Here is a 23,591-nt window from a genome sequence, read left to right on the forward strand (position 1 = left end):
TTTCTGATTAGAATGGTAAATCATCATCGTCATCGTTACCAAATACATTGGTATCCTGACTTGCAGTTGACTGATTAGCCTGCATAGGAGCAGCCTGAACTGGCTCATTAAAATCACCTGTCGCTTTTTCTACTCTCCATCCTGTAATAGAGTTGAAGTAACGGATTTGACCATCCGGTGCCTGCCATTCTCTACCACGAATGTTAATTCCGATCTTTACCTGCTCTCCTTCTGAAATAGTATTGAGCAAATCAATTTTATCTGATAAAAACTCTATACTTATAGGCTGCGGGTATTGTTCCTGAGTCAGAAGAATCAATTCTCTTTTCTGAAAACCGCTGTTAAAAGTCTGAACATCAAATAATTTCTTTACTGTACCTATTAATTCCATTTCAATATTTTTTACGAATTGTAAAGGTAATAAAATTGGAATGAAGAGTGGTGAACGGAAGTGAAATTTTGTTGATTTTAAAAAAAAATGAAAAATTTCTAAAAAAGATTTGGAGGGAATACAAATTGTCTCTATATTTGCACTCACAAAAACGATAGAGAAGTTCTTTAAATAAAGCGGATGTGGTGTAATTGGTAGCCACGCCAGACTTAGGATCTGGTGCCGTGAGGCGTGGGGGTTCGAGTCCCTTCATCCGCACTATGCGAAAATAGCTCAGCTGGTAGAGCACAACCTTGCCAAGGTTGGGGTCGCGGGTTCGAATCCCGTTTTTCGCTCCACTTCACACCCTGGTGGTGGAATTGGTAGACACGCAGGACTTAAAATCCTGTGCCCATTTGGGCGTACGGGTTCAAGTCCCGTCTGGGGTACAAAAAGCATTGTTAATCTTTGATTGACAATGCTTTTTTCGTTTATAGCCTACCTTCATTTCTCTCTATATAGAATATATAGATATCTGAAAATAAAAATTCCTATTTTTAGATATTTAATATTAATTGTCCTGACAAAAACCTTTTATAAAAGATTAGAAAATTTTAATATTAAAACATTTGCAGTAAAACGCAAGAAATTTTGTTTTTTTGCGTTAAATTTATGCTAAAATTATTGTAGCAGGCAGAAAGTCTGCTTGTTTAATTTGTATCTTTGTCAACTTAAAAATCAGAAGAAAGAAATGGGTTTATTTGATATGTTCACGCAAGAAATTGCTATTGACCTTGGGACGGCGAATACGCTGATCATCCATAATAATAAAATTGTAATCGATCAGCCTTCTATCGTTGCAATAGAGCGATCCACCGGAAAGCCAATTGCTGTCGGTGAGCAGGCTAAACATATGCAGGGAAAAACCCACGAAGATATCAAAACTGTCCGTCCACTTAAAGATGGAGTTATTGCTGATTTCCAAGCTTCTGAACATATGATTAAGGAATTCATCAAAAAAATTCCTGGAATCAAAGGAAAGCTTTTCCAACCAGCTTTACGTATCGTAATCTGTATCCCTTCTGGTATTACTGAAGTTGAAAAACGTGCTGTTAGAGATTCTGCCCAAAAAGTGAACGCTAAAGAAGTTCGTCTGATTTATGAACCAATGGCTGCTGCAATAGGTGTTGGTATTGATGTACAAAAGCCTGAAGGTAATATGATTATCGATATAGGTGGTGGTACAACCGAAATTGCAGTTGTTGCATTAGGAGGTATCGTTTGTGATAAATCTGTGAAAATTGCAGGTGATGTATTCACTAACGATATTGCATATTACCTGAGAACGCACCACAATTTGTATATTGGAGAAAGAACCGCTGAAAGAGTTAAAATTGAGGTTGGTTCTGCAGTTGAAGAACTGGATATGCCGATTGAAGATATTCCGGTACAAGGTAGAGACCTTATCACTGGTAAGCCTAAAGAGATTATGGTAGGTTACAAAGAGATTGCACGTGCATTAGACAAATCTATTATCCGCATTGAAGATGCTGTAATGGAAACACTGTCTCTTACACCTCCGGAATTGGCTGCTGACATTTACAAAACCGGTATTTATTTAGCTGGTGGCGGTGCCTTACTAAGAGGTTTAAGTGACAGAATTCACAGAAAAACAGGTTTGCCTGTATTCGTAGCAGAAGATCCACTAAGAGCCGTAGTTCGTGGTACTGGTATCGCGTTGAAAAACATGGATAAATTTAACTTCCTGATTAAGTAATTGTAACCCTATATTCCCTCTGAAAATTAAATGAGCTTTCTGATAAGATTATTTTCGAAGAATGGATTCTTCGTCTTCTTTATCGTCTTGCAGATTATTGCTGTAATCTTAATTTTCAGAAAAAATTCTATGCAGCAATCTTTTATTGCTGCGCAAACTTCTGCTTTTAACTCCAGGATTTCCGGATATATAGACGAAGGAACTAATTATCTGAAACTAAAACAGATAAATGAGGATCTCGTTGCCCAGAACAAAGCTCTTATGATAGAGCTTTACGGAAAGGATTATTCGGGTCCGGCAAAACTTACAAAAGTAAATGACTCTGTAAAAGGAGAACAGGTTTACACATTTGTAGATGCCGATGTTGTTTTTAACTCTATTAACAGGAGTGACAATTATTTTACGATAAACAGAGGATCTCAGCAGGGAATTGCACCAGAAATGGGTGTAATCTCACCACAAGGGATTGCCGGAATTGTAATTAATACAACCAGCAATTATTCTCTTGTGCAATCTGTACTGAGTATCCACAAAATAAGAATTAATGCCTCTCTTAAAAATTCGGGGTATTTTGGTACACTAACATGGAGAGGTGAAGATTCCAGAACAATGCATCTTTCGGATGTACCAAAATATGTTCCTCTGAAAATCGGAGATACCGTTGTTACTGATGGTAAATCTTCTATTTTCCCAAAAGGAATTATGATTGGAAAAATTGCCGGTTACGATGTAGATCCTAAAACCGGTTTCTGGGATATCTCAGTAGAGCTGAGCGAGAAACTGGGGCAGACCCAGAAGGTATTCATTGTGAATAACTTTAAAAAAATGCCTGCAAAACAAATTCAGGATACTTTAATCAAAGTGCAGAATGGTAAGTAGAAATGTTATAACAGACCTTTTAATGATTGCATTGCTTATTGCGTTGCAGATATTTCTGTTTAACAGACTTTCAATCTCCGGATATATACCCGTGGTATATCCTATTTTTGTAATGTTCTACCCATTCTACCGTAATAATTATATTTATTTATTTTTAAGCTTTTTATTAGGTCTTGGTATTGATGCTTTCCTTGGAACATGGGGAATTAATGCATTTGCTACATGCCTTATAGCTTATTTCAGAACACAATTATTTCAGTCTTCAATATCCAATGAAGCTGATAGTTTTTCATTTCAGTCCATTCAATGGACACAATTTTTGTTTTTTATATTTATCAATATTTTTATCCATCAGCTATTGGTACAATATCTTGAATTTTTTAAATTGAGCAGAATTCTGGAAGTCTTTATAAATGTTATTTTTACTACAATTATTTCATTTGTATTTATCCTCCTGTATGCCTTAATTTTTAGAATCAAACAAAAAGTGTGAAACCGTATTTCAGAATATTGGCCTTTATTAGTATTATCGCGTGCATTTTCGTTGCGCGCTTGGCCTATTTACAGTTGTTTACCGACAGGTATGCTTTGAATGCTGCCAATACCTCTATTAAAATCGAATATGTTATCCCTCAGCGCGGTGTTATATTTGACAGAAATGGTAAAATTATGGTGGGCAATCAGCCTTCCTTCGAAATTTCATTCACTCAGGCACTTATGAAGCCTGATTTTGATACGATTTCTTTCTGCAGCCTGGTGGGAATGAACAAAGCACAGTTTATCCAACGTATAGAAGAAGTAAAAGCTGAAAAATATTATTCGAAGCTTACTCCAATGACCTTTATCAAGGATTTGGGAAGAGAGGATATTGCCAGAATTCAGGAGCGTATTTTTAAATATCCAGCATTTTCAATTGTTTCGAGACCACAAAGACAATACGAAATCAATACTTCAGGAAACCTTTTAGGCTATACCAATCAGGTAAACCCTTCTTATATCAAAAGAGACTCTACCTATTATCTTCCGGGAGATATTGCCGGTATGACCGGGGTTGAAAAATCTTATGAAAAGCAGCTTCGTGGTGTTAAGGGAATGAAGTATATCCAAAAAGATATCCGCCTGAGAAATATTGGTTCTTATAAAGATGGTAAGCTTGATAAACAAGTTGTTCCCGGGGACGACCTAACCCTGACAATAGACTACGACCTTCAGAAAATAGCTGAAGAAATGCTTGTTAACAAACATGGTGCTATTGTCGCTATAGATCCTAATAACGGAGAAATTCTAGTTTTAGCTTCCGGTCCGGATATAGATCCTAATCAATTTACCGGTCCTGAGAAAAATAAAAACCTGTACAGACTACAGGTAGATACACTTTATGATAACAAGCCTACCTTCGACAGATCATTACAGGCAGCATATCCCCCAGGGTCGACATTCAAATTACTTACAGCTTTGGCCGGGATGCAAATGGGAGTAATGGACGAGAAGACAGTATACCCTTGTGGCGGTGGCTTCAATTACAGAGGACTGAGAATTAAGGGACATGGCGGTGCAGATCCATTGATTCCTGCAATACGAGTTTCCAGTAACTGTTATTTCTCCTATGCTTTTATCTCAATTATGAATAAATATCCGGGAGATCCTACCAAAGGAGTGGACGAATGGAAAAAAATAATGAATAGCTTTGGTGTTGGTGAATTCCTAAACAATGACTTAGCTGTTGGTTCTAAAGGGCGTATTCCGTCCGGAGAATTCTATGAGAAAAGAAGCGGTACTAAAAACTGGTTCTCCGACATTACCAGAAACGGAGCTATATTCAATGGTATGGGACAGGGAGATGTACTTCTCACACCACTTCAGATGGCTAATGCAGTTGCTGCAATTGCCAACAAAGGATGGTACATAACACCACATATTGTAAAGCTTGTTAACGGAAAACCTAACCCAGATCCTCGCTTTAAGGAAAAGCACAAAACTCTTGTAGATCCTAAGCATTTTGAGCCAATTCTGAAAGGTATGGAGCAGGTTGTATTAGCAGGTACTGCAAGAAGTTTGAGATCTTCAGACTTTACACAGCTAGCAAAAACAGGTACGGCTCAGGTTCCGCAGGGTAAGGATAACTCTATTTTCGTTCTGATTGCACCTGCGGACAAACCAAAAATTGTGGTAGCAGCCGTAATGGAGCATGCCGGATTCGGTGCCACATGGGCAGGGCCTGCCGCAACAGTGGTTGCTGAAAAATATATAACCGGGGAGCTTAAACGGGAACACCTGTACAAAAAAATGATAACTTCCAGCTTTATGCCGGAGTATAAAAGACAATGGATTGTTGACTTGAAGAGAAAGGGACTTTACGTAGAGCCAAGCAAACAAGATTCTATCCAGAAAAAGAAAAAAACAGAAGATAGCCTGAAGGCATTGAGAATATCTGCGGAACAACCGAAACCGCAACAACAACAAAATAAAACCAAAAATTAGTATGAAGTGGGCCGAAGGAATTGATAAGCTGGGACTAGGACTATACTTCCTGCTTTGTATTTTCGCTATTGCAAATATCAATAGTGTGGATGCCGAATTGGGAAAGAAGCAATTGGTATTCTTTGGTATTTCGGTGTTTGTTGGTATTATCATATTTTTTACCCGGAATAAGTTTTTCGAGAATATGGCCTCAATTATCTATGTTGGCGGAGTATTACTACTTATTGGTTTATTCCCTTTCGGAAAAGAGATTTTAGGACAAAAAAACTGGTACAAATTCGGGAGCTTTACCATGCAGCCCGTAGAATTTGCTAAAATTGGTACAGCACTTATGCTGGCCAACTATGTTGCCGGGCCCGATTTTAATTTAAAAAATAAGAAATCCCTGTGGACAGCTCTTGCTATTATTGGGATTCCTGCAGTTGTAGTTCTTGCGATTCCGGATGTAGGATCACTTTTGGTATTTGGTGCATTTTTTATCGCTTTATACCGCGAAGGACTTAGTGGGTGGCTATTTGGTTTAGGTTTCCTTTTTGCCGTAGTTTTTCTGGTCTCTCTTGCCATAAATCCACTTTATGTCGTTTTAGGAATTCTTATTATTACCGGATTACTTATCTTCTTTAATTATTACAAAATCTCCTGGAATATTATTTCCATCGCTTCTATTGTAGGCTCGGTACTTGTTTTGAGCGGACTGGCTATGGCTTCTCCAAAAATCCTTGAAAAACTCCCTAAGCACCAGAGAGAAAGAATTGAGGTACTTTATAAAGGTGAAAGAATGTTTCGTGATACCTCTGGTTACAATCTTTTATATTCCAAGACCGCTATAGGTTCTGGTGGACTATGGGGAAAGGGCTATAAAGAAGGTTCTGTAACTCAGGGTAAGTTTGTACCTGAGCAGCAAACCGATTACATATTCTGTACAGTGGGTGAAGAATGGGGCTTTATAGGAAGTGCTACGCTTATTATTTGTTATGTTTTGTATATCGGACGGATATATTATTTGGCAGAAAAGCAGAAAAGCACCTTTAACAGGGTTTTTGGCTACAGCTTTGCTTCTATCCTTCTTTTACATTTTTGCATCAATTTAGGTATGGTTATGGGCTTATTTCCGACTGTTGGTATTCCTATGCCTTACTTCAGTTACGGTGGTAGTTCCTTACTGGCCTTTTCCATGATGACGTTTATATTTTTCAAACTAAACTACGCAGACCGTAATAGCCTGGTATAACTTATTTTAACCTTATATTATGCTTCCTGACAATCGGGATTAGCTGCTCCTGCTTACATATGTTATTCCATCAGGATTATCTGTTGATATAGTTTTGTAAAGAATTCTAGCTGTTCCTGACCAAAAGAATATAAAAGATTATAATATTATAATTGTCCCAAGAATATAATAACGGATATAAAAGCCGTTTACAGCCAATAAAACTGTTTTTCCGGGAAGAATATCATCTATAAAGATTAGGACTTAAATACACCCTATAAAAAAACAAAGCCTTTAGAAATCTAAAGGCTTTGTTTTTGTTATTTTCATTTATTCTACAAAATACTAGTTCTCTGCAATAATTCTTTTTGCTGATCTGTATTTTCCTCTCCAATATGAATCATCCAGTGAAGATACCATTACCCCTCTTGATGTTGAAGCGTGGATAAATTTAATTTCACCAGAAGATGTTACTTCTTCAACAATTCCTACGTGAGAAATTCGTCCTCTTCCTGAGTGAGCAAAGAAAATAAGGTCTCCCTTCTTTAAGTTTTCTTTTGCTATAGCTTCTCCTTCATGAGCCTGAGACGCAGCTACTCTTGGTAATTCTACACCTGTAGCTTCTTCATATACTGACAAAACAAAAGCAGAACAATCTATTCCGCTTCTAGTTGTACCGCCTAAACGGTACGGTGTACCAAGGTATGTATATGCCTGCTTCAGGACATTATCTATTGTATTATTTCTTTTTACTGATGCGTTTAATGCTTCTTCCATTCCCGCCTTCTCTAAGCTCGCAAATGTAGCCACAGATTCGCCTACATTTTCTTTGATTTCTTTTTTAGCTTCTGCTATTTTTTTCGGGCTTAGTTTCGCCAGTTTGGCATCGGTTTTGTATTGTACAGGGCTGGAAACAACATAATTAGAAACACACGATTGTAGTGACATAGCTCCTACAATTGCTATTAAATAAAGTGAAATTCTTTTCTTCATATATATTTAATTACTGTGTTAAAATGTACTCTTTTTTTGAAAATTGCTTCACAAATTTAGACAAAGGTGTTTTTCGAGCACTGCTCAACCACCATGCACCCCGTACATTTTAACACTTTTTAACGTTTATATAGAGAGTGTTAAAAAAAAAGAAACCGCAAACTGCCTTTTTTGGCGATTTGCGGTTTCTTTTTATTAAGATTCTTTAACAAATTTATTTCAATCTGTCTATAAATACCATTGATACTAGAAATTAAAGGTATATGAAAGATTAAATGTTCTTCCTCTTCCTTTATAATAGAACAAGTCCGGAACACCGTAAGCACCATACAGAATCTGCGAACGTTTGCTCCATATGGTTTGATAATCGGTATTGAAAAGGTTCTGAATACCAAGATTGAATTTACCCCATGGCAGCTGATAGCCAATCATAAGGTCTGCAGTATCGTATGCATCGATTACATTTCCTAAATCGTCTTTAAGTTTAAAGTTTTGTAAATGCTGGTATCTGAAGTTCCAGTTTTTAATTTGATATCCTATATATGATACCATCTTAGAAGGCGAAGCATTATAGACTTCCTGCTTGTTCCACGCTCCTTTATTATCTACTTCAGACTTTATTAAAAGTCCACTCGCTCCAAAATATACTCCGTTAGGCATATAATAAGATACCTCTGCCTCTATTCCCATATTTCTAAGCTTCAGATCATTTACAATCAACTGAAATGTTTGTTTGTCTACTGTTATGCTTTTATCAGAATTGCTTAGGAACCCTGAAACCTGTGCTTTAAAACCATTACTGTTAATACGGTAACCAATTTCATACTGATTTGTTTTAATCCCCTGTAATGGTTGCTCTTTAACATTAATACTGGATACTACGTTCCAGTTTCCTGTTTTCTGATCCAGTGCATAAGTTCCCGCACCATAATACTTGGATGGATCTGCAAGACTCACCCCTTGAGAGAATGTTCCCCATACCTGATTCTTTTCATTAATCTTATATAAAAGTCCTGCATTGGCTAGCGTCATATTGTAATCGCTTTTTCCACCAGGAATGGCCGAAGCAGATTTACCATAGCCCATTGCTACCTGCACTTGCTGTGTTGCACCTACAAAATCATCTACCTCTACATTAATTCTCTGATAACGTACTCCTGCATTAAGTTGCAATTTAGGAATGATATCATATTTTACCTGTGCATATCCTGCATAACTTCTGGAACGGTTGGTTGGGTACCTGCCAAGCTCGTATTGTGTTGTATTAATTAATCCGCCACTTGACATTGTTTTCTCAAGATTGTATACCGACTGGTTTGCGTCGAATTTTTCAAAATCTATATCAACTCCGTAAGTAATATTTAGTTTATTCCAGTTTTTGGAAAGCAATGCTTTTATACCTGTATAATAAGTATTTTGTTGAGAGGACGACATATAACTTATCGTACCTGTCTGTAGCTTCAGATTCCCAGGAAAAGGATAAAAGCCTAATTTTTCGCCTCTTGTAGCTACCTGTACATAAAGATCCTGCCCTCCTAATATATTGTTTCCGGTATACGCTAAAGTCCCCATATAACGTTCTGTTCCGATATTTTTGTCTGAAGAAAACCCGTCTCTCATAGATAAGATTTTTGGATCTCTTTTTGTAAAAGCACTAAGATTCTCACCAAGAAAAACACTTCTGTCCCCATTGAACTTGGAATTATAATACTGTACAGATGCTGTAATCTTATGCTTGTTGTTAAATTTATAACCTCCTGTTGCAAGGATATCTATTGACTGATTATACTGTAAATCCGTCTGGGTGATATCAGTAATCAGCTGTTTCTGATCGGCACCATATACACCACCATTCTGTTGATAAGCAACACCTAGTCTTCCAAATAACTTTTCGCCTTTTCCGGCGATAGACTGAGCAGCACGATAGTCGTGATCATCTTTCCCCATAAAGCCTGTACGGACACCTAATTCAGTCTCACCACTTAATCCTTTTTTAGAAGGTGTTTTGGTAATAATATTAATAATACCACCTGTAGCATTACCTCCATAAATTGCACTTGCTCCGGACAGAACCTCAATTCTCTCTATATTAAAAGGATCTATGGCATCCAGCTGGCGGCTGATTGTTCTTATACTGTTTAGAGAAACTCCATCAATCATTACCAATGCAGAACGGCCACGCATATTTTGACCATAATTAGTTCTACCCTGCGGTCCTATGTCTAAACTCGGTATAAGAATAGAAAGCATTTCTTTAATAGGAACTCCGTTCTTAGCCTGTAACTCAATTTTATCTTTTGGCACTACCCAAACTGTTCCGGGAATATCCGATATCTTCGTTGGCTTCCTGGAAGCGACAATCACAACATCATCTATATTCTTAGTATTTCCGGAATCTTTTACACTTTGTGCATATCCTGGGAAATAAGCCAATACAGCTATAGCAGGTAATATTATTTGTTTTTTCATAAACAGAACTGAATATATTTTAACTGGCAGCAAATATAGTTTTTATTAATTCTAAATTAAAACAAAATAATAGTGAAATTTATCAGGATAGCTATTCTAAGAATAAGAAATAAACCGTTAACATCAGCTAATCAGATTCCGAAGCATTAAAAGCAAAATAAGAACAGAAAGATTACAGAAATAAGGGCATAAAAAAAGCACCTACATTTCTGTAAGTGCTTTATAAGAAGCTCCTCCTGCTGGGCTCGAACCAGCGACCCTCTGATTAACAGTCAGATGCTCTAACCAACTGAGCTAAGGAGGAATGTCCTTTGTTTTAAGTGGTGCAAATATACACACATTTTATATTCACTGCAAATATTTTTTTATATTTTTTCGCAATAAATCCTCTATCAATTGAAAATCAGCTTATAAATATCACTGCCGAATATAAGAATCATAAGCCCTAACAGGAATATTACCCCTATCATCTGGGCATTTTCCAATACTTTCTGAGGAACAGGTTTTCCTGTTACCATTTCCCAAAGTGTAAATAAAACGTGACCTCCGTCTAATCCAGGAATAGGAATAAGGTTAAGGAACGCCAACCATACAGAGAACATTGCCGTAAAGGACCAGAATGCAACCCAGTCAATCTGTGCAGGCATTTGCTTTATAATACCAATCGGCCCGGAAACTTTAGTATAGCCTTTTGTTTTCTGGTTAAAGATAATTTTAAACTGCTTTATCTGCATTACCAGTACATCTATGGTTCTGGTAAATCCTCTCGGAATGGCCTGAAGGAATCCGTATTCTTTTGTTACACTCGTTTTTTCAAAAGAAGCCATCATTGTTTTAATGTCTGGAGTGAAGCCTATCTTCCCTTTAGCATCTACATTTACCGGAAGTTCCAGCTTTTCACCTTTTCTTTCTACTCCTATCGTAATGGTTTTGTTTTTGTTGGCAGTTACCTCTCCCGAAACTTCATCAAAGAAAAGTGCAGGTTTTCCATTTATAGAGATAATTCTGTCCCCTTTTAATAATCCAGCCTTTTGCGCTCCCATGTTAGGAGCAACAGAATCTATAACGGCAGGAAATCTTGGAGAGAAATAAGCTTTTGCCTCGTTAGATTTAATAACTTCTGCAACGCCGTTCTCATTAACCGGAAATGTGACTTCTTTTCCATTACGCAATACTGTAGCTTCATCAGCGAAAAGCATATTGATCATGGATGTTTCCATTCTTTCAGCAGGCTTTCCGTCAATTTTCAGGATTTTATCACCCGTCTCTAAGCCCATTTTGCGGCCTTCTTCGGAAACAGCTATACCATTTTCGAATTTAGCATTATCGTGGTAAGTTTCCCCATTAAAGAAAGAAAGACACGAATATATTAACCAAGCCAAAAAGAAGTTAACAGTTACCCCTCCCAGCATGATAATAAGACGCTGCCAAGCTGGTTTAGATCTGAACTCCCAAGGTTCAGCAGGTTTCTTCAATTGTTCAGTATCCATACTCTCGTCTACCATTCCGGCAATTTTCACATAACCACCGAAAGGAAGCCAGCCTATACCATATTCTGTCTCTCCGATTTTCTTCTTTACAAGGGAAAACCAAGGATCAAAGAACAGATAAAACTTTTCAACTTTAGTTTTGAAAAGTTTTGCCGGGATAAAGTGTCCTAATTCGTGTAGGATCACCAAAATTGAAATACTTAAAACGAATTGAAATATCTGATTAAATAACTCCATTTGTAATATTTGAAATGCAAAAATAGGAATAATATTCGAGCCTGAGGGGAAATAAAAAAGTTGCCTTAAAATAAGGCAACTATGCTATTTTTAATGTTTATGGATTACAATGTAAACTTGAATCCAAATCCGAATCTACCTACATTAGAATCTCCACCATCTGAAAGCCAGAATGCTGGTCTCCAGTCAAATGAAAATGCAATAGGTGCACCGTTAATCTTGTACTCTAAACCTGCCATCGGACGGATTGCAAACTGAGTATCTCCTCCTTTAACAAAACCTAAAGCTGGTCCGATACCTAAATACCAGTTAAGACCTTTAGCTCCGGAAATACCTTTGTTATAAGAGTACATTGCCTGTAGCATCGTAACGTGATTACCAAATACTACTTCTGCCTGTCCGGCATTGTTACCGTCGAAGAAGTGCTTTACAGCTGGTCCTACCAAAGTAGATCCATCTCCAAAATCTACAGAAAGCCCTAAGCTCGTTTTGTAGATCTGTGCCTTTGCCTGAGTTGCTCCAATTGCTAAAAAAACAACAGCAAATAAAGATTTCAATAAATTTTTCATAATCGTCAATAGTTTATATTTATTTGTTTTTACTTTTCGTTTTATTATTTCAGGTTGAATACTACACCTATCCCACCTCTGTTACCTACTTCAGCAAAAGCTCCGATTGTAGGTGTAAAGAAATATCTGAATCCTATATGTGCTCCAAAATCAAATGTATCACCAAGAACTCCCATTGTTATCCCTGGATAAATATCGAATTTTTCCGGAAGTTCCAACACATCTTTTAGATGGTAATTAGCACGTGCATATACAGATATTCCTGTTTTTTTATTTCCATCTACGGTTTTACCTTCAGAATAAATACCAACTCCGGCACCTATAGAGATTGCATCAGCAATTCCGTAGTCATAAGATCCTTTAACACCAAAACCACCTTTTCCCCATACATTCATGCCTGCCTGTATTTTTTGGTCACCTTGCCCGTTCCAAGCCTGAGCACTGGCCATCTGAATGGCAAACATTCCAATTATAGAAAACAATACCTTTTTCATAAAATAATCTTATATTCCTTTTTATTATCAATAACTTTACTAACGCAATTTTAATAAATTTATTCTTACTGTTTATGAAAAATTTAAAAATATTGGGCTTACAGCATGATATTCAATGGAAAAATAAAGTTAAGAATTTTGAAATAATCGAAAATCTTTTACCTAAAGAAGATAAACCGGATATTTTTCTTCTTCCGGAAATGTTTGCCACAGGCTTCTGTATGGACATAGAAGAAATTGCTGATCAGAATGGTGAAGTTCTGAAATGGATGACATCTTTAGCTGCAGATCACAATATTGCTGTAGGCGGAAGCGTTGCTGTAAAAGAGAATAGCAAATTCTACAATCGTTTTTACTTTATAGAAAAAAACGGAACTGTACATCATTACGATAAAAGACATCTTTTTTCCTATGCAAAAGAAGATCAGTTTTATACACCAGGAACAGAAAAAGTAGTTATAGAATATATTGGCTGGAAAATATGTTTGCAGGTCTGCTATGATCTTCGTTTTCCTGTTTTTGTAAGAAATACGGAAAATTACGACCTGATCCTGAATGTTGCCAGTTGGCCATCTACCCGAATAGACGCCTGGGACACATTGCTAAAAGCAAGAGCAATCGAAAATCAGTCTTATGTTTTTGGTCTTAATCGTGTTGGAAATGATGGTAATAAATTAGAATATAACGGTTCTTCTCATTGTTTCTTTGCAGATGGTTCAGAAATAGCACTCTTAAAGGATAATCTTATTTATGCAGAATTAGATAAAGATTTATTGACCGAATTCAGAGGTAAGTTTCCGTTTTTAGCCGATCAGGATATTTTTAGCCTTTCTGTATAAGCAAATCTTACAAATAAAACATAAACAACTATAAATCAATATGGTAAAATAAGCTATATTATTTTATCAATTGAGATATCATAATATTCTTCATTCGTAAATAGACAATATTAAATTCACCTATAAAAGTGATAGATTTTTTCATTGGGAATTGTTTATAATCGTTCTAAACAATACCGTTTTCTTCCCTTCTGTGTTAAGAAAATTTAATATTTTTGCAACATAAATAAAATGAAATGGGACTTATTCTTAAACCGATTGATGTTGTAGACGACATTTCTCAGGAAGATTTCCGCGAAAAATATCTTAAGCCACGTAAGCCTGTGGTAATAAAAAATATGGCTAAAAAATGGCCCGCATACCAGAAGTGGACCATGGAATATATGAAAGAGGTGGTTGGTGATGTAACCATTCCTTTATATGACAGCTCAAAAGCTGACCCTTCTGCTCCTATTAATTCATCGGCTGCAGAAATGAAATTTGGCGATTATATAGACCTTATTCAGAAGGAACCTACTGACCTTAGAATTTTCCTCTTTGATCCAATAAAGTTCGCTCCGAAATTACTGGACGACTATATCTCTCCAAAAGATTTAATGGGTGGGTTTCTGGATAAATACCCAAATATGTTTTTCGGAGGTAAGGGTTCTGTAACCTTCTTACATTTCGATATCGATATGGCTCACATCTTCCATACACACTTTAACGGAAGAAAACATATCCTTCTTTTCGACTACAAATGGAAAGAGCGCTTATATCAAATTCCTTATGCAACTTATGCACTGGAAGATTATGATATCGAAAATCCGGACTTCAGCAAGTTTCCGGCACTGGACGGTGTAGAAGGAATTGAATGTTATCTGGAACATGGAGATACTTTGTTTATGCCAACAGGATGGTGGCACTGGATGAAGTATCTGGATGGTTCATTCTCTATTTCACTCCGTGCATGGGATAAAAGCTGGGGTGTAAAAGCACACTCTCTTTGGAACCTTACTGTTCAGCGTAAGTTTGATAATTTCATGAAATCACGTTATAAAAAGCGTTACATGGATTGGAAAGAAAAAAAGGCTTTTGAAAGAGCGAATATCGCACTGAAAAGAGGCCTTCCAAAATAAAATAAAAACCCGGTATTTTGCCGGGTTTATTTTTATAATATCCTATAAATCGGATATTGCTTGTGGGTCTTTTTCTCATAATAAGGAGAGTTTTCATAAACCCAGTTCAGCTGTGCTTTGCCATCTTTTGCAAAATCTTTATCTATTTTCTTCTTGGCTTCAAACGCAGTTCTTAGTGCTGTCTCATTTTTCATGAGGTCTGCTGCTGTATCTTCAAATATATATGCAGAATAGTATTCCTTTTGCCCCAGCATGGCATCAAAGAAATTCCAGTTAAAGAAAGAATCTAAAGCTTCAGGTTCTAATGTTTCTAATATATATTTCACGCCGGATTGCTGTGTTGGTACCACATAATCTCCCGCCAGAAACTTAATTTGTTTATTGGATTTCCCTACAACTGTTTCATAGTGAATATAATGTCCTTCGTAAGGATTCTTTACAGTCTTGAAATCATTGATTTTATAAGATTCTACTGTAGCAATACTGTCACGCTTCAATATGTTCATCTTAATATGATTTCTTTTTAGTTCCTCTATTACACGATATTCCGATTGTGGAATTACATAATACCTCGGGATACTTACAAATCCGGTTGGAGCATAGGTATTGAAGAGTTTTATCTTTTTTGTAAAAGGCTTATTACGGTCATAATACAATCTTTTCTGTCCGGAGATTCCACTTGGCTTATACCCCGCCTCAAAACCTTTAAAATCCATTGTTGAATACTTCGTAGAATCTACTTTCCAACGAATAGGATATTGTTTCCCGGCTGTATATTGTTTAAGATTTTCATTACGAAGCTCTTTTATTTTCTTATAATTCTTATCGATATTCTCAAGATTTACCAGCATGTATTTGTAGGTAGCATCTACTCTTTTATCATAGGGCTTCAGCATATGGGTTTCCACAACCGTCCCAATAGAGTTGAATAAGCTTGTATAGCCGGTAGCATAGCGTGGAGAATCTTCGAAAGCAGCAAAGCCTATTTCCGGAACATCTCCGTGAATATTAACATAAGGAGTACTTTCGTATCCCAATGACTGCATTTGCTTTAGATTGTCAGCCTGAAATTCGTTGAAAAAGTAATCACCAAGTGATTTTCCAAGTCTTTCCTTATGTGTAGAAATATAGGTGAAAGTATATTGATAATCGGCTCCGTTGCTCACGTGATTATCAATAAATACATCGGGGTTTAACCATTGGTATATCTGCTGGAAACTTCTGGCATTTTTTGTATCGGCTTTTATAAAATCCCTGTTCAGGTCATAGTTTCTGGCATTTCCGCGGAACCCATATTCTTCCGGTCCGTTCTGATTTGCTCTGGAATAAGATCCTCTGTTCAGCATTCCACTAACATTGTATGCTGCAATCGCCGCTATAACAATATTATTAGGAGCTTTTATCTTCTGCGTTGCCAGATCTCGCATCAGCATCATGGTAGCATCTATACCATCGGGTTCTCCGGGATGAATCCCATTATTAATCATCAGAACAGTTTTGTCCTTACCCAGCTTTTCTATTTTTTCTTTAAATGGATTAAAAACAACCACATAAATTGGCTTTCCGTTATCGTCTTCTCCTTTCTGCAGGTACTGAATATTTTTGAAGTTTTTAGACAAGTCCTTGTAGAAAGTATTCATCTCATCATAAGTAACGGACTGATTGCCGTTTCCTTTTTCGTAAGGTGTCTGATATGTATTCTGTCCAAATATCAGCCCTGAAAAGCAAGACAATAAAAGAAATTTAAGCTTCATGAGTTTATAATTTTTCAAAACTTAAATTTACAACATTGTCACCATAATTTATTTACAGATCAGGGATTTCTTCCCTTTTCATCCGGATACAGATCCGGAAGTAGCTCACTTTGCCAGAAATTCTTGGTATTGATATCCAAAATAGAGACAGCTCCGGTAAAAGCAGCTCCGGTATCTACATTCCAAATATTAGCCTTATTCAGGGGATGAGATACTCCTAAATGGAGCGTAGGTGTATGGCCTATAAATATTTCACTGAATAAAAGCAGTCGTTTTGGATATTGTACAGAATTTTTCTCAATTCTTGTATCCAAAGCTACTGCAGTCTCCCACAATGTTCTGTCCCATCTGTAATTACTGGAATGCATTTCTTTCTCGGGTCCATGCATAGAAGAATAGCCAGCATGTATAAAAAGCCGATTCTGCTCATCAGTATAATAATTATGCATTTGGCCGAAAAATTCCAGATGTTTATCAATCTCCTTATCTGAATAATCTGCGTAACTCTCCATAGTACTTACGCCGCCGTTTAGTAGCCACATTTCAGGTTTATGACCAAAGGCTAACCATTCTTCGCAATAAAGATCATGATTCCCTTTAATGAATATACACTCCTGTTTTTGTGAAAGTTCTATAAGAGCATTGATTACTTGTGAGGATTCGCTCCATCCATCTACATAATCTCCAAGAAAAATCAGTTTATCTTTATCTGTAACGTTTGCACGCTCTAATACCTGTTCCAGAGCCTTAAGCCCACCATGAATATCTCCTACAACTAATGTTCTGCTCATTTATTTCGAAATGTATTTTGTATTTACATAATCTGTTAACCACACCCCATTTTCAGATTGATAAAACAGAATTCCGTCATTATGCATCTTTCCTGTTCTAATGGTTAGGATAACAGGTTCACCATGGCGAGATCCAACTTTTACAGCGGTTTCTTTGTCACTACTCAAATGTACATGCTGCCGGCTTCTCTTTTCTATTCCGTTTTCCAGAATTGAAGAAATATTCGCTCTGGCAGTACCATGATATAAAAATTCGGGTGGTTGTTGTGGTTTCAGAGCAAGGTCGATAGCAATTGAATGCCCCTGACTCGCTCTTATTTTGGTATGGTCTTCATTAAAAGCAAAACGTTTTTTATTATTCTTTTCAACAACTTCATTTAGCTCTTCTATCGTAAAACGAATTCTGCTTTTCGCGGACTTTATAATTAATTCATTTACATCTGCCCAGCCATTTTCATCCAATTTTAAATTAATAGATTGTGGCTGATGCCGGAGAATAAGGCTTAAAAATTTGCTTATCCTCTTTAATTCAACTTCATTCATATTTTGTGTTAATTAATTTCCGAACTATCCTAAACAAAGTTAAGGAATGATCCTTGTTCTAAATCAGGAATACCTGATTTTATGATATATATTAGGTAATGAGTTATATAACCATATCTATTTTAGCAATTGCCTGTATATCATCTCATTTTCTGCATCAAAACATACAAAAATGATTTTTTCTATTGTATCTGATTCCAGATTTTCAGCGACTTTAACCGCTATTGCTGCTGCCAGTTCTTTTGGAAACTTGTATATTCCTGTACTAATGTTAGGAAAAGCGATTGTCTTAGCTTCTAGTATTTCAGCTTGTTTTAATGCATTTTTATAGCAGTTACCCAGCAATCTTTCACATCTTTCCTTATTATCATTCCATACAGGCCCTACAGTATGAATTACATACTGTGCAGGAAGATTACCCGCCGTTGTAACAACGACTTCACCTGTATTACATTTTCCTTGCTTATTTCTGATTTGAATACATTCATCAAGGATTTGTTTTCCTCCGGCACGGTGGATAGCTCCATCAACCCCACCACCTCCTAATAATGAAGAATTGGCAGCATTAACGATTACATCTGCCTGAATTTTTGTGATATCTCCTTTTATAATTTCAATTGTTGTTCTCATTATATAACTCCAAATGGTTTTAGCATTTCTTCATTCTTGGTAAGAATAGCGAAAACAACCCGCCTAAACTGTCCCTTATACTTCCCGTGTAAATGATTTTTAAATAGTTCTGCAATGTCTTCTGGCGAATTTTTAAATACACCGCAGCCCCATGCTCCTAAAACCAATACTTCATTTTTCTGTTCTAATGCCAAAGCCAGCATTTTATCTATTCTTTCATCCATCACCTTTATAATTTCTGTCACTCTTGCATGTTCTGTATGTTTTACAACTCCTGCATTTACTGCTGCAGATGTAATAAAATTACAAAAAACAGGTTTGAGTAGTAACTCTCCTGTGTCATCTCTGAAAACGGGAACTTTTGGACTATAAATCATATTATCCGTATAGAAACATGATTTCATACTACGATGTATTTTATAAAAAGTTTCTGCTTCCAACTGACTTGTATATAATCCCGAAGCTCTTGCCAGACTCTCTTCTTGAGCTACTGCTCCATTAATAAATCCACCTCCCGGATTCTTTGCAGAAGCAAAATTAAGGCACATTATAATGTCCTGACTTTCTGTATGACTTAATTGTAAAATAGCTTGTAGTGAACTGCAATTCTGTACTTCAATTTGCGTGTCATAATTAGTTTCCGAAGTTTTATTTTTTATCAGAAAAGAAAGCTCTTCTGTTGTGAAGAAACAAGTATTATCCTTACTGAAGTCTAATCTATTTTCTAGATCTATCTTTTCCCCATTCTTGTTTATATAATATTTACTGGTTAAAATATCTAGTGTTTCCTGTGCTATTTCTTTATTTGTGTTTTTCATGTTTCTAAATGTTATTCAAAATCATATACACATACATCAACTTTTCTATGTATTAATGTTCTGATAATTATCTGCTCTATTTTTTCCCAGTTTCCACCAGCCAGGCCACAACCTATCCGCGGCATACATACAACTGCATTTAGATTCAGCGCTTCTTCAGCGAGTTTTTTCAGGCATATTTCTACAGCTTCATATCTTATAGGTGGAATTACATTGGGGTTTTGATTAATCTTATGTTGCCCAATCATATTGGCAATCCATATATCGGAGGTTGCCTGTACAAGACGGATCTCTCCAAGATTAAAGTTTTCTCTTGATTTATACCATTCTCTGTAAGATATAGCTCAGGTTCTTTCCATCTTTTGGAAATAGCAACAACAAAGCCTTTTCCCCAGCCTCCAATATCATTACAGATATGCGTTCCAACCATCTCAGGCTTGGTAGCATCTCCTTTTAAATAATTAATCGTTTTTATCCGTTTAGATTTCTCTTTATTAAGTTCTCTATTTCTTGATCTTTAGATTCTAGAAACTGATCACCGACAAATATTTTCAAAACCTTAATAGGACCAATTATTGATAGATTAAATTTTTCTAGTTCCTCAGCCGGAACCCATATCTCGTTATGATTCCGTGCACCTACATTTTGTACTGGATACTGATTCATAATATCTTTTGGAATATCAAAATAAGTAACAAACCCCAAGTAGTTACCAAACTCATCTCTTGTATTCCATTTTTCTGCAATTTCTGCAGCATAATCCTCATCTAATACAGGATAAAAAATAGGTTGCCATTCTAATCTTGGCGGAAATTTTCTATACCCACTTTGAATAATCAGACTCATTTCTTTTTCTCCTACTGGCCTGTAAAGTTTTTGTGTTTTCATCATTTTTAATTTAATACTAAAATAGCTTCCTCGTCTGATAATCTGATCTCGGCCGTTGCTCCGCTGTTAAACTGTAAGAAATCCTGTTCTATTCCATCACTAAATATAAAGCCATTATTTGGCATTAGAGATTCTACAGTTAGCTTATTTCCTTTTTTAATAGTTCCGCCACAAACATCTATTTGGGTTCTCATACTTTTGAAAGGCTCTCTTACCGCAAAATACAACTCATCCTCATTCAACTTAGGGTACCTTAGCTTTGTAGATCCCAGAAGCCCATAAGCCATATTAAAAATAGAACTTAGCCAACCTGTACTACCCGTTTTAGTAGAAACAATGATTCCACTGGAAGAGTGTGTTTCCTCTTTTCCGTTCAGCGTAATTTTATATCTGGCAGAACTGTGAGAAGAAATTCCTATAAACAAATCATTTACCGCCAATAATCGTTGACCATCATTAAGAATAGCCTCTGCAAATCTCATTCTTTTGGCTTTAAAATCTCCATTCAAAACAGCCTCTACGCCTTGTAGAAAATCATGTACACCAAAAGGAAGCAATACACCATCATATCTTTCCTTATCAGGATTTACCGCTACAATAGGTATATTTTTAGAATATTTAGCCACATTTGCCACTAAACCGTCCTGGCCAACTACCACGATTATATTTTTTTCTGAAAAAATATAAGAAGAAATGAACTCTCTCTCAACAACCTTATTTTTAATAATTTTGGAAAGACTTGTCTGTACTTTCAGAAAAGACTGATAAAACATTTCATGCTCCTCTACATATTCCTGGAAATTTCCGCCGGAACTTTCAATATAAAACTGAGCTTGTGCTTTGGTATTAAACCTCTCGATTAGTAACTCCAATCTTGTTTTATTCTTGATGATGATGGCATATTCAGCTTTCATTTTTTTTAATTTTCAGTGAGTAAATTCTCTAGCAAATCTGGGCTAATATTAAGATTGCCTATTTTACCGGCATTCTCCGCTAGCTCTCTGAAGGCCAATGCAATGTTGGTTCTGGCATCATGACCTCCATTTAAAGCTGTAAGAATTTTCCAGTCAATATCTTTATAGGCATTCAGAGATGTTTCCAGTATATAACCTTGTGTTTCTGCTTCTTTTCTGTCATTTTCCGTTTTCTGATCTATGAGCTGTTTTCTCTGATTTTCAACTGCTATATCTGCAGTGATCTTCATTTCTCTAAGAATTTTATTATTCTCTTCTCTCTGAACATCAGCTTCCATCCTTTTCTCATCTATTTGCTTCTGTTTTTCTTCTATAGCGATTTCCGTATTCAATTCAGATTCTTTAATTTTCCGTTCTTGCTCTACTGCAAAGTTCCTTCTTTCATAAATCGCTTCATCTGCCTGTTGCTGAAGTTTTTCTCTTGTTTCCGTTTCCAAGGCTCTTGCCATTTCAGGAGTTGTCTGTACCGCCAGAATATTTACACCAATAATTTCAATACCCATAGCCTGAATAGTTTCAGACACTTTTAATCCGTCCAGTATATTTCCTTCGATATTCTGTGCAGAACGAATCGCTTCCTTCAGGCTCAGATGATGAATAAAGGATGATGTAGAAGTCTGTGCCAGATTAATGATTCGTTGATTCAGTTTTTCTATATCGTTTTTCTTGTAAACTCCGGATTCGTCTACAGTAAAATCAAGTGTATTAGAAAGCGCTTTTGGATCTGTAATTTTGTAGCTTATCTGTCCCTGAATTTTTACACTCTGGTAATCCATTGTATTCTCACTAAAAATAAACGGAAGATCATTACTTCCCATAGGAATTGCAGCTATAGAGCTGTTTGGAGCAAAATAGAAGAATGATAAACCTCTTCCTTCTTTTACGATTTTTCCATTTCTAAAATGAAGTACGTAAGTCATTGAATCGAATTTAATGTGTCTGAAACCAAACATATCTTTGAGTTTTATAATTAATATTTGTGTTGTTTTTACGCTAATTAAAGAAGGTACAATTATACATTACTGATATAAAAACAATCCTTAATTGCGTTATTCTTACACAAATATATAAAGACACTTGATTATCTACAAAATATATTTGCGTTTATTTTACACTAATTTATTTAACTCATTGATTTTCAGAAATAAAAATTACAATAGCTTTATTTCAAAATAGAATCCTTCTTCTTCAAGCTCTTTATATTTATCCTGATTGAAGGTAAATAACTTACCCGGTCTCCCACTTCCCTCTTTTTTAAAGTTATTGGTTTCATTAAGCAACCCATAACTCATTATTTTTTTCCGAAAGTTTCTCCGATCAATCTCCTGCCCAATAATTGTTTTATAGAGGTTTTCCAGGTCCGAGAAAGGAAATTCTTCAGCCAGAAGATTAAAGCCGATAGGCTGATATTGTATCTTGGTACGCAGCCTTTTTAAAGCAGTATCTATTATACTCTTGTGATCAAAAGCCAGTGTTGGTAATTTATTAATACTAAACCACTGTGCATCCTCTGCGTCAGAATCTGCAAAAAGTTCATGATACGAAGGATTCACAAGGCCAAGATAGGCAATAGAAACAACCCTGTTTCTCGGATCTCTACCTACATTTCCAAAGCTGTACAATTGTTCCAGAAAATCAGGTTTTATCCCTGCTTCTTCATACAATTCCCTTTTTACAGCAGTATCCAAATCTTCATCATCAAGAACCAATCCTCCAGGTAAAGCCCATCCCCCTTTAAAGGGATCAATTTTTCTTTTAATGAGAAGAATCTGTAGATCTTCTTTATCAAAATATCCAAAAACAACTGCGTCTACCGCTACTTTAATATTCTGCATAATACAATTTGCGTTACCAATACACAAAAATAAGATTTAAATTGATTTCTATGTGCAATAAAATTTTATTTGATTATAAACAAAACCATGATTATAAAAAGGGTTGGCTCAACTGATAAAGATTTTCAAAACCTTGTCAAATCATTAGATGCTGATTTAGCCATTCGCGATGGTGATGATCACGCTTTTTACCACTAGTACAAAAAATAAAGCATATGAATCCTTCAAAGCCTTTTCGGAAGTCGGTGTGGAAATAAAAAGGATGTATTCCAAGCCTGGAGAGAGGAAATCGGGTTTGGCTTCCAAAATACTATATGAACTGGAGATTTGGGCTAAAGAAAACCGGATATAAAAATGTGTATTGGAGACAGGTATAAAGCAGCTTGAAGCAATTGCTCTTCATCAGAAAAACTAATACTATAAAAATACCCA

At 36.1% G+C, this 23,591-nt stretch carries 22 protein-coding genes, 4 tRNA genes and 1 pseudogene; 10 read left to right on the top strand and 17 right to left on the bottom strand.

The annotated features are described in order from the left end of the window. Window positions 1-7 precede the first annotated feature (7 nt). Window positions 8-391, bottom strand: a complete 384-nt coding sequence (locus tag C8J95_RS01875) for a DUF3127 domain-containing protein (RefSeq protein WP_009089942.1) — start codon at window positions 389-391, stop codon at window positions 8-10. Between the two features lie 176 nt (window positions 392-567). Between C8J95_RS01875 and C8J95_RS01880 the strand changes: the two genes are divergently transcribed. The 8 genes from C8J95_RS01880 to rodA all read left to right on the top strand — a co-directional run bounded on the left by C8J95_RS01880 (window position 568) and on the right by rodA (window position 6,738). Continuing rightward, window positions 568-649, top strand: a tRNA-Leu gene (locus tag C8J95_RS01880). 4 nt (window positions 650-653) lie between these two features. Further along, window positions 654-729, top strand: a tRNA-Gly gene (locus tag C8J95_RS01885). Window positions 730-735: 6 nt separating this feature from the next. Then, window positions 736-819: transfer RNA gene (locus tag C8J95_RS01890), tRNA-Leu, on the top strand. A gap of 302 nt (window positions 820-1,121) precedes the next feature. Then, complete coding sequence (locus tag C8J95_RS01895) at window positions 1,122-2,147, top strand: rod shape-determining protein (protein ID WP_009089961.1); 1,026 nt, start codon at window positions 1,122-1,124, stop codon at window positions 2,145-2,147. A 30-nt stretch (window positions 2,148-2,177) separates the two neighbouring features. Then, window positions 2,178-3,026 carry a rod shape-determining protein MreC gene (mreC, locus tag C8J95_RS01900; RefSeq protein WP_107807374.1) on the top strand — a complete coding sequence of 283 codons (849 nt, stop codon included), beginning with the start codon at window positions 2,178-2,180 and terminating at the stop codon, window positions 3,024-3,026. Further along, window positions 3,016-3,519, top strand: coding sequence for a rod shape-determining protein MreD (mreD, locus tag C8J95_RS01905; RefSeq protein ID WP_107807375.1), 504 nt, complete (start codon window positions 3,016-3,018; stop codon window positions 3,517-3,519). Before mreC ends, mreD begins: the two co-directional genes overlap by 11 nt. After that, a complete protein-coding gene (locus tag C8J95_RS01910; RefSeq protein ID WP_107807376.1) occupies window positions 3,516-5,507 on the top strand; it encodes a penicillin-binding protein 2 in 1,992 nt (663 codons plus the stop codon). Before mreD ends, C8J95_RS01910 begins: the two co-directional genes overlap by 4 nt. 1 nt (window position 5,508) lies before the next feature. Next, the gene (gene rodA, locus C8J95_RS01915) at window positions 5,509-6,738 is read left to right on the top strand and encodes a rod shape-determining protein RodA (RefSeq protein ID WP_107807377.1); all 1,230 of its coding nucleotides are present in this window, start codon (window positions 5,509-5,511) and stop codon (window positions 6,736-6,738) included. A 324-nt stretch (window positions 6,739-7,062) separates the two neighbouring features. Here the strand turns inward: rodA and C8J95_RS01920 are convergent, their stop codons facing one another. The 6 genes from C8J95_RS01920 to C8J95_RS01945 form a co-directional block, all read right to left on the bottom strand. Further along, the gene (locus tag C8J95_RS01920; protein WP_059322935.1) at window positions 7,063-7,710 is read right to left on the bottom strand and encodes a C40 family peptidase; all 648 of its coding nucleotides are present in this window, start codon (window positions 7,708-7,710) and stop codon (window positions 7,063-7,065) included. Window positions 7,711-7,956: 246 nt separating this feature from the next. Then, entirely contained in the window at window positions 7,957-10,179 is a 2,223-nt protein-coding gene (locus C8J95_RS01925; RefSeq protein ID WP_107807378.1) for a TonB-dependent receptor, read from the bottom strand. 230 nt (window positions 10,180-10,409) lie between these two features. Continuing rightward, window positions 10,410-10,483, bottom strand: a tRNA-Asn gene (locus tag C8J95_RS01930). Between the two features lie 88 nt (window positions 10,484-10,571). Next, window positions 10,572-11,906 carry an RIP metalloprotease RseP gene (rseP, locus tag C8J95_RS01935; RefSeq protein ID WP_107807379.1) on the bottom strand — a complete coding sequence of 445 codons (1,335 nt, stop codon included), beginning with the start codon at window positions 11,904-11,906 and terminating at the stop codon, window positions 10,572-10,574. A gap of 104 nt (window positions 11,907-12,010) precedes the next feature. Continuing rightward, the gene (locus C8J95_RS01940) at window positions 12,011-12,475 is read right to left on the bottom strand and encodes a hypothetical protein (RefSeq protein ID WP_059156118.1); all 465 of its coding nucleotides are present in this window, start codon (window positions 12,473-12,475) and stop codon (window positions 12,011-12,013) included. A gap of 44 nt (window positions 12,476-12,519) precedes the next feature. Beyond that, window positions 12,520-12,969 carry a DUF6646 family protein gene (locus tag C8J95_RS01945; RefSeq protein ID WP_107807380.1) on the bottom strand — a complete coding sequence of 150 codons (450 nt, stop codon included), beginning with the start codon at window positions 12,967-12,969 and terminating at the stop codon, window positions 12,520-12,522. A 74-nt stretch (window positions 12,970-13,043) separates the two neighbouring features. Between C8J95_RS01945 and C8J95_RS01950 the strand changes: the two genes are divergently transcribed. Together C8J95_RS01950 and C8J95_RS01955 are read left to right on the top strand one after the other, a co-directional pair. Next, on the top strand, window positions 13,044-13,808 hold the full coding sequence (locus C8J95_RS01950; protein ID WP_107807381.1) for an amidohydrolase: 765 nt from the start codon (window positions 13,044-13,046) through the stop codon (window positions 13,806-13,808). Window positions 13,809-14,044: 236 nt separating this feature from the next. Beyond that, window positions 14,045-14,926, top strand: coding sequence for a cupin-like domain-containing protein (locus C8J95_RS01955; RefSeq protein ID WP_107807382.1), 882 nt, complete (start codon window positions 14,045-14,047; stop codon window positions 14,924-14,926). Between the two features lie 32 nt (window positions 14,927-14,958). Here the strand turns inward: C8J95_RS01955 and C8J95_RS01960 are convergent, their stop codons facing one another. The 10 genes and pseudogenes from C8J95_RS01960 to C8J95_RS02005 form a co-directional block, all read right to left on the bottom strand. Then, a complete protein-coding gene (locus C8J95_RS01960; protein ID WP_107807383.1) occupies window positions 14,959-16,680 on the bottom strand; it encodes a hypothetical protein in 1,722 nt (573 codons plus the stop codon). A gap of 59 nt (window positions 16,681-16,739) precedes the next feature. Continuing rightward, on the bottom strand, window positions 16,740-17,471 hold the full coding sequence (locus C8J95_RS01965) for a metallophosphoesterase (protein WP_107807384.1): 732 nt from the start codon (window positions 17,469-17,471) through the stop codon (window positions 16,740-16,742). Beyond that, a complete protein-coding gene (locus tag C8J95_RS01970; RefSeq protein ID WP_107807385.1) occupies window positions 17,472-18,014 on the bottom strand; it encodes an RNA 2'-phosphotransferase in 543 nt (180 codons plus the stop codon). It abuts the gene before it with no gap. Between the two features lie 117 nt (window positions 18,015-18,131). Continuing rightward, window positions 18,132-18,644: an O-acetyl-ADP-ribose deacetylase gene (locus C8J95_RS01975; protein WP_107807386.1), complete on the bottom strand. Its 513-nt coding sequence runs from the start codon at window positions 18,642-18,644 to the stop codon at window positions 18,132-18,134. Beyond that, window positions 18,644-19,462, bottom strand: a complete 819-nt coding sequence (locus tag C8J95_RS01980; RefSeq protein WP_107807387.1) for a TIGR02452 family protein — start codon at window positions 19,460-19,462, stop codon at window positions 18,644-18,646. Before C8J95_RS01980 ends, C8J95_RS01975 begins: the two co-directional genes overlap by 1 nt. A gap of 11 nt (window positions 19,463-19,473) precedes the next feature. After that, window positions 19,474-19,937, bottom strand: a pseudogene (locus C8J95_RS01985) (macro domain-containing protein). Beyond that, window positions 19,934-20,350 carry an ADP-ribosylation/crystallin J1 gene (locus C8J95_RS01990; protein WP_107807592.1) on the bottom strand — a complete coding sequence of 139 codons (417 nt, stop codon included), beginning with the start codon at window positions 20,348-20,350 and terminating at the stop codon, window positions 19,934-19,936. Before C8J95_RS01990 ends, C8J95_RS01985 begins: the two are co-directional and overlap by 4 nt. Before the next feature lie 5 nt (window positions 20,351-20,355). Further along, window positions 20,356-21,264 carry an NAD(+)/NADH kinase gene (locus C8J95_RS01995; protein WP_107807388.1) on the bottom strand — a complete coding sequence of 303 codons (909 nt, stop codon included), beginning with the start codon at window positions 21,262-21,264 and terminating at the stop codon, window positions 20,356-20,358. A 5-nt stretch (window positions 21,265-21,269) separates the two neighbouring features. Then, window positions 21,270-22,244: an SPFH domain-containing protein gene (locus C8J95_RS02000; RefSeq protein ID WP_249078550.1), complete on the bottom strand. Its 975-nt coding sequence runs from the start codon at window positions 22,242-22,244 to the stop codon at window positions 21,270-21,272. A gap of 231 nt (window positions 22,245-22,475) precedes the next feature. After that, on the bottom strand, window positions 22,476-23,159 hold the full coding sequence (locus C8J95_RS02005) for an NUDIX domain-containing protein (RefSeq protein ID WP_107807390.1): 684 nt from the start codon (window positions 23,157-23,159) through the stop codon (window positions 22,476-22,478). Between the last annotated feature and the right edge of the window lie 432 nt (window positions 23,160-23,591).

This window comes from Elizabethkingia sp. YR214, from assembly GCF_003058195.1.
Lineage (GTDB): Bacteria > Bacteroidota > Bacteroidia > Flavobacteriales > Weeksellaceae > Elizabethkingia.